7 protein-coding genes and 1 pseudogene are annotated in these 5,882 nt (G+C 58.3%); 4 read left to right on the forward strand and 4 right to left on the reverse strand.

Features of this window, described 5'->3' with window-relative positions:
- The first annotated feature begins 383 nt into the window (after positions 1-383).
- Both GGD50_RS33205 and GGD50_RS32360 read left to right on the forward strand, forming a co-directional pair.
- A complete protein-coding gene (locus GGD50_RS33205; protein WP_246451688.1) occupies positions 384-620 on the forward strand; it encodes a dihydrofolate reductase family protein in 237 nt (78 codons plus the stop codon).
- Positions 617-1,204, forward strand: a complete 588-nt coding sequence (locus GGD50_RS32360; protein ID WP_183941349.1) for a TetR/AcrR family transcriptional regulator — start codon at positions 617-619, stop codon at positions 1,202-1,204. The genes GGD50_RS33205 and GGD50_RS32360 overlap by 4 nt, the downstream gene beginning before the upstream one ends.
- A 152-nt stretch (positions 1,205-1,356) precedes the next feature.
- Here GGD50_RS32360 and GGD50_RS32365 read toward each other — a convergent pair whose 3' ends face one another.
- A complete protein-coding gene (locus tag GGD50_RS32365) occupies positions 1,357-2,133 on the reverse strand; it encodes a tyrosine-type recombinase/integrase (protein WP_246451689.1) in 777 nt (258 codons plus the stop codon).
- Complete coding sequence (locus tag GGD50_RS32370) at positions 2,130-2,624, reverse strand: tyrosine-type recombinase/integrase (RefSeq protein ID WP_281397284.1); 495 nt, start codon at positions 2,622-2,624, stop codon at positions 2,130-2,132. The genes GGD50_RS32365 and GGD50_RS32370 overlap by 4 nt, the downstream gene beginning before the upstream one ends.
- Positions 2,625-2,646: 22 nt before the next feature.
- Between GGD50_RS32370 and GGD50_RS32375 the strand changes: the two genes are divergently transcribed.
- Complete coding sequence (locus GGD50_RS32375; protein ID WP_183941351.1) at positions 2,647-3,921, forward strand: BID domain-containing protein; 1,275 nt, start codon at positions 2,647-2,649, stop codon at positions 3,919-3,921.
- A gap of 216 nt (positions 3,922-4,137) precedes the next feature.
- Here GGD50_RS32375 and GGD50_RS32380 read toward each other — a convergent pair whose 3' ends face one another.
- Both GGD50_RS32380 and GGD50_RS32385 read right to left on the reverse strand, forming a co-directional pair.
- The gene (locus GGD50_RS32380) at positions 4,138-4,767 is read right to left on the reverse strand and encodes an RES family NAD+ phosphorylase (protein WP_183941353.1); all 630 of its coding nucleotides are present in this window, start codon (positions 4,765-4,767) and stop codon (positions 4,138-4,140) included.
- Positions 4,764-5,543: a hypothetical protein gene (locus GGD50_RS32385; protein ID WP_183941355.1), complete on the reverse strand. Its 780-nt coding sequence runs from the start codon at positions 5,541-5,543 to the stop codon at positions 4,764-4,766. Before GGD50_RS32385 ends, GGD50_RS32380 begins: the two co-directional genes overlap by 4 nt.
- A 131-nt stretch (positions 5,544-5,674) precedes the next feature.
- Between GGD50_RS32385 and GGD50_RS32390 the strand changes: the two are divergent.
- A pseudogene (locus GGD50_RS32390) lies at positions 5,675-5,788 on the forward strand (amino acid ABC transporter permease); the annotation flags it as partial.
- Positions 5,789-5,882: the final 94 nt, after the last annotated feature.

The raw sequence follows: 5,882 nt of genomic DNA on the forward strand, positions 1-5,882 counted from the left end.
ATAAAATCGTGCTCGTCATCCATCACTCCTCGTTTTGACACGAGGGGTCAGTTCTTCGGTTCGTTAGGGGGTCAGTTTTTCATTTCGCCCGACACACGTCTTCATTGCGACGAGCCTTGATGGCTACATCGCCCGCGAGAACGGTGACATCGACTGGCTGCTGAGGCATGACCAGGCCGGTGAGGATCACGGCTACGACGACTTCATCAGTGATATCGACGTCATCATCATGGGTCGGGGCACCTATGAGGCAGTCAGGGGCATGGGCGATTGGTTCTACACCCGCCCGGTGCTTGTCTTGTCAGTCAGAACTTGCACCACGGGCGATTTCTCCCGAACTCTCTGGTCGGGTGCGCTTCACCGACCGATCTCCTGAAGAGGTAATGGCGATGCTGCACTCGGAAGGAGCGAAGAGGGCCTATGTCAATGGCGGCGCCGTCATCCGGTCCTTTCTCAAGCGTGACTTGATCAGCGACATGGTAATCACGACCATTCCCATCCTGCTCGGCGCAGGGCTTCCGCTCTTCGGCGGCGATCCCCGCGATGTGGCGCTCAAACATCTGCGCAGCCAGGCTTTCCCATCCGGCCTCGTCCAGTCGTATTATGAGGTCATCCGGTGATTGGAAGGAAACCCGGTCGGCCGGCTGACGGGAAGACCATCGCCAAGGACGCGATCTTGGCCGACGCCCTGGCGCTCCTCTCGTCCGAGGGCGTCGAGGGCTTGACGATGCGAGCCCTGGCGGCCCGTGTCGGCATCACGCCGATGACGATCTATCACCACTTCGGGGATCGTGATGGGTTGATCCGTGAACTGGCGGAACTCGTCTATGCTGGGGTCACTGTCCCAACCACGGGCGATGTGCTTGCACGGGCGCAGGACCTACTCGTCGCCTACCATGCCAAGGTGCTTTTGCATCCCTCCCTTACCTTGGCGATCTTCGCGCGGCCGGCGCTTTTTCCAGCTGAGGCGCGGCGAATAACGGAGACGCTGATCTCTCTCCTGCGCGAGTCCGGCCTGTCATCGGAGCAGGCTCTGCGATGGGCTTATGTCCTGATCGACTATGCGCACGGGGCAGCGCTTGCCATGGCCGCTCAGTCGGTGGGTGAGCAGCTCGAAGACGGAAATGCGGCAGGGCCGCATGGGTTCGAACTTGGACTTGCTGAGTTGCTTGATGCTCTGCGACGTCGCAGAAACGACTTGTAGCCACCACGCTATCTGCTGAGGTCATCGCATGCTGGACGTCGACACGCTCGATTAGCAGCTATACTGATGTCGCCTGACGCTGCTGATCCAGATCTATGGAGATCGCTGGAAAGCACGACGAGCGACGGCGGCGTCGTCGTGCTTTCCAGCAATCACCAAGATTGGTTTTCCCGGCACTGCCGTAAAATCGAAACCTTGGGAGAGCGGCTGTGGACGCAGCAGGATTGCGCCTGCGAACCTCTCGGGATGATGCAATTTCTGGGGGCTTTGAGTGGAGAAAGCGGTTGAGGTTTCGCTTTCGATTTCCGCCGATGCACCCCTGTGAAGAAGAACCTGCTGGCGCGTCTGCTTGGTAAAAGATCCCGCTCAATGCAATACCGGCGGAGTGCATCCCAGGTACTCGTGTGCAAGGGAATGTATCGGCTCTTGCCGAACTTCGTCTCGCGGATCGTCAACGCGCCGGTTTCCATATCGGCGTCCTCGCGAAGCAGGCGTGCAGCCTCCGAAAATCGCATGCCCGTCGATGCCAGCAGCCCGAAGAAATAATGATAGGTCACGCCGCGAAAGCTTCCCGGATGCAACAGAGGCATTGCCTTGAGCGGGTCGGCGATTTGGTCATCTGAATAGATGAAAGGCCGTGGCCGCCGTTGTGGCGCGAAAATGCCGGAAGGCGGAATCTCGGTCTTCGGGTCCGTCAAGATGAGATGGCGGGCGAAAGACCTGACGGTCGACAGTCGCGATGACCAAGTCCGAGGTCCGCACTGGTGCTCCGCCCATTCAACCGCAAGCTTGGCGGTGATGTATTGTTCGCCGCGCGCCTGCGCATATTCCACGAAGTTGCGCAGCCGGCTTTCCTGGCTCTGGAGCTTGAAACCGAGAGAGCGGCGCAGTGCCAGATATTGCTCAAGGGACATCTTCATCGTGTTCATAGGCTTGCTCCCATCCACGGACGGGCAAGTAATCGAAGGCGCTCGGTGTCGAGCTTCGCATAGATTCTCGTTGTGTCTGGCTCCTTGTGGCGGAGAACCCGGGCCAATTCCGTGAGGCTCACGCCGGACCGGATCGCCATCGTCGCAAAGGTGTGCCGAAAAACATGGGCATGATGTGAGCGAAGACCTGTAATCGCGGCCCGCTTCAGTGCCCGACCGGCGATAAGGATGACAGGTGTGGCGGTGAAGAACGGTGTGCAGGGAGTCTCGACCCTGTGAAAGATGGTCCGGGATCCGGTGGTGGGCCGTCCATTCAATATGTAATCCGCAATGGCCGCGCCTACGTCCTGTGGCAGCGGCATTGTTGCTACCCGCCCGCCTTTCCCATGCACTCGAACGAGGCCTGCGTGCCAATCGATGTCATCCAAAGATAGTAAGGCAACCTCGTTCGCGCGAAGACCGAGCCGGTCAGCAGTAGCGGAGGGAAGCAATCGCCTGCGTGGCGCGAGCCTGATGGCGCATCAGCATGCCGAAAAGGTCTCGCGGCTCGTCGGGATTTGCGAGCAGGTCGAGGTTCTGGAAGACGAGTTCACCGATCGCAACGTTGGACGGTTGGTCGCGCATGGCAGGGCGCCTTATGAGAACGACGTCACGAACCGTCCGAGCTATTATGTGACGTTGGAGACGATTGGCGGAAAAGAGCACACCACCTGGGGTGTGGATCTTGAGCGTGCCATGTCTGAGGCTAAGCCCGAGATCGGTGACACGATTGGGCTCAGGCCTACTGGGTCGGAGACGGTGCGATTGCCAGACGGACAAATGGTCGAGCGCAATGCCTGGACGATTCACCGCGGTGACGATCTTGCATTCCGTCAATTAGAGGAGCGGCTCAGCCGAACGGGTCTGAAGGAGACGACGCTCGACTATGTCAGGGGCTTTGCCGCGCGGCGGGGGATCGCCGAGCAATTCGGGGTTCGCAGCGAGATCGAGCTACCTGATGAGAACGAGGGGCCGCGACAATCCAGTTTTGACATCGACAGGTCCGCGCCGCTGCTGCCGGCGATCACAAGATACGATCGCAGTATCGAAGATGTTGCTCGCGAGAAGGCGATGTCGACGTTCGATCGCGCTTGGGAGGCTATCGAAGCTGTCGCGAAACAGACGTTCATCGACGCCGATGCGGTCCTTGATAGATTGCGCAGCGCCATTATCGATCAGAACGCCGACGGCAGGGTTCTGGCGAAAGCGCTAGGCAGCGAGCCGGAGCGGTTCGGGAACTTGCTTGGTAAAGCCGGCGGGTTCGGGGACAATAAAGAGCGCAAGCAAGCCCGACACTATGCGAGGTCCGTTGCCGCGCACACAGAGTCCGTTGCGGTGACCTGGCAGCGTCGTTTTGGCGAGGAGCTCAGTGCCGAACGATGGCAGCGTGAAAAGCGCGATGTCATCGAGGTTCCGGGACTGACGCCCCGTAGCGCCGAGATTCTTGCCAAGGTCAACCAGATGGCCTTAGCCGAGCGCAGCGGGTGGATAAACGAGCTGTGGTCGACGTTGGAGGGCCGGCAAGCGCTTGATGAGGCCAAGGCGATCGATGCTGCCTTGCGTCAGCGGTTCGGATCTGCAGATCCGCGTAAGTTTGGGGCTGAGCTCGAGCGCGATGGGTCCCTCGGATCACGGGTGGAGGCGGTCAAAAAGATTTCGCAGACAGTCGACCGCGTGCGTCGTGCGGAGTTGTCGCGTGATCATGTGCTCAAGCGGGATATTTCGCTCAAAAGAGGGCTCGATCGGTAAGGGCTGTTGCAAACTCTCACTGTCAAAAAGCTCGGCTCCTCAGAGCCAAGGAATTTGCGCCTGCCTTTACCTTCAGTTTTGAAAACTGCCGTCCGATCGACAGGGGTGCAAAGTGTTTGAGGTTATCGGACCATGACCTTGCGCAGCACTGGTGGCCTTCACTACCGGGGTGATCTGGGGGCATGTGTCTCGACCTGTGTGGCTTGCGGAGTCGGGTCAAAGTACGATGGTGATATCGACGCGGGCGGCGAAACCTACAATCTGCCGCATCTCCTCAACATTCGAATAGATCGAGATCTTGCTAACTTCTGTCAAATCCGATTGCGACACCCGATCCCCGAACAGCAGCAGCGCCTGTTGTGGATCGCAACGCTTTGATGTCCAAATAAGGCCGTCAATGTCCGGCCTATTTTGATGGATCGCCAGTGCCCACTGGGCGGTGATCGCATACGAAGCAGCCGTCGTGTCTACAAGGTCAGCTCGTCCGATGCGCCATTTGGCGAGGTCCGGAGTGAAGAGCGGCACCAGAATGATGTCTCGCTTGAGTTGTACGACCGAATGGGCGAGCGGTTTGATGTTGTCGGCGCCGACGGTCTTGTGGGATTCCTCGATCGGTACATCGTGAAAAATAGTCTCGTGGACGGTACATTCAAAATCCGTGGCGAGATATTGCGTTGGAATCGGATGGCCGCCGAGAAGCAGGGGCGCGAAACGACTCGGTCGTCCCATTCCAGGGTTGAACGCACAGCTGTCGAAGCGCTGGTCGTGGACGCGATGAAACTTTGTTCCCGCCTTGATCTCATGTGAGTTCGAGGCGGGAAACTGGGAAGGCGGCGGAGAAATCATCCGATGATGTCTTCTGCCTCGCGTGCCGCTGCCTGGGTTACCGCATTGCCGTTTGCGAGAACGTCCACAGGCCGCTTGCCATCGAGCCAGCCATTCGGCGAGGTAAACCAAAAGGCGAGCTGCCAGCCGGATTTTTTTTCACCGAGCCTGGTGAGGACCTGTCCGATTGTTTCGATAGGCTGCCCATCATCGAACTGGAAGGCGGGAAAATATTCGGAGCCACCGTGTTTGACGGAAAACACCTTGCCTTTTGTCTTCCACCGCGAAGCGGTCATGCTCTTGTTTTTTGATCCGTGTCCGGCGATGTCGGCAAGCTCCTTGCTGGTGAAGCTCGGCCAGTTTTCCAAAAAGCGCGCTCTTGCCTTGGCATTGCTGTCGTAAAGGAGCCGTTCGGCCTCGGCACTCGGAGGGGCACGCATATAAACGGACACCAGCGCGTCGATCGCTTCGTCGGTCAGCTTGCTTTGCCGGGCCTCCACAATGGCGGGGACGTGCTCGACGATATCACGTATGGTATCCCGAACGGCTCGGTTGGGCGTCTCAACCAACACGACCATCATGTCATCGATGCCGGCACCTGGTTTGGCGTGCATGGCATTTGCCATTGCCTTGCGTAGCTTCGATGTGAAAGCGGATATATGAAATCCGCTTTTGCGGCTGACGACGGTTTTGTCGGCCACGGATCCTTTCTTATCGGCCACGGAACCCATCTCCGTCTGCAACGCGTGCGCAAATTCGGCGCCGTCATAGACACGAAGGCCGTCGGAGGTAGCCATTCATTTACTCCAGAATATTCAGGTTATCTCGTGATGCATAACCTATATCACCCGAGCACGTTTTTCAAGGATGGCGAATTAGATCGAGTGTGAGGCGGCTTAGCTGGCCGTTCGGTGATGCATGCCCCACTCCGGACTTCGCGAGCTCGTTCATGGTGATCATGCAGACGCTGTCGCGCGGGTTCGCGATCGAGGTGGTCGACATCTTCGCCCCGTCGCAGTTGACCGCGGCGTTGAAGTTCTACTAGACGAGCGATTCCATGAAAGCGGCCTTTGATGGAACCTGAAGCGGGCTGGCGGATTCCTGGTTTGAGTTATCCAAATGAGGAGTTTCATCAT

The sequence above is a fragment of the Martinezella paranaensis genome (assembly GCF_014200235.1).
Classification (GTDB): domain Bacteria; phylum Pseudomonadota; class Alphaproteobacteria; order Rhizobiales; family Rhizobiaceae; genus Rhizobium; species Rhizobium paranaense.

Coding starts and splice junctions, on each gene's coding strand:
- GGD50_RS32385 (WP_183941355.1), bottom strand. CDS start 5,543: ATGGCTACCTCCGACGGCCTTCGTGTCTATGACGGCGCCGAATTTGCG.
- GGD50_RS33205 (WP_246451688.1), top strand. CDS start 384: ATGGCGATGCTGCACTCGGAAGGAGCGAAGAGGGCCTATGTCAATGGC.
- GGD50_RS32380 (WP_183941353.1), bottom strand. CDS start 4,767: ATGATTTCTCCGCCGCCTTCCCAGTTTCCCGCCTCGAACTCACATGAG.
- GGD50_RS32365 (WP_246451689.1), bottom strand. CDS start 2,133: ATGAACACGATGAAGATGTCCCTTGAGCAATATCTGGCACTGCGCCGC.
- GGD50_RS32375 (WP_183941351.1), top strand. CDS start 2,647: ATGGCGCATCAGCATGCCGAAAAGGTCTCGCGGCTCGTCGGGATTTGC.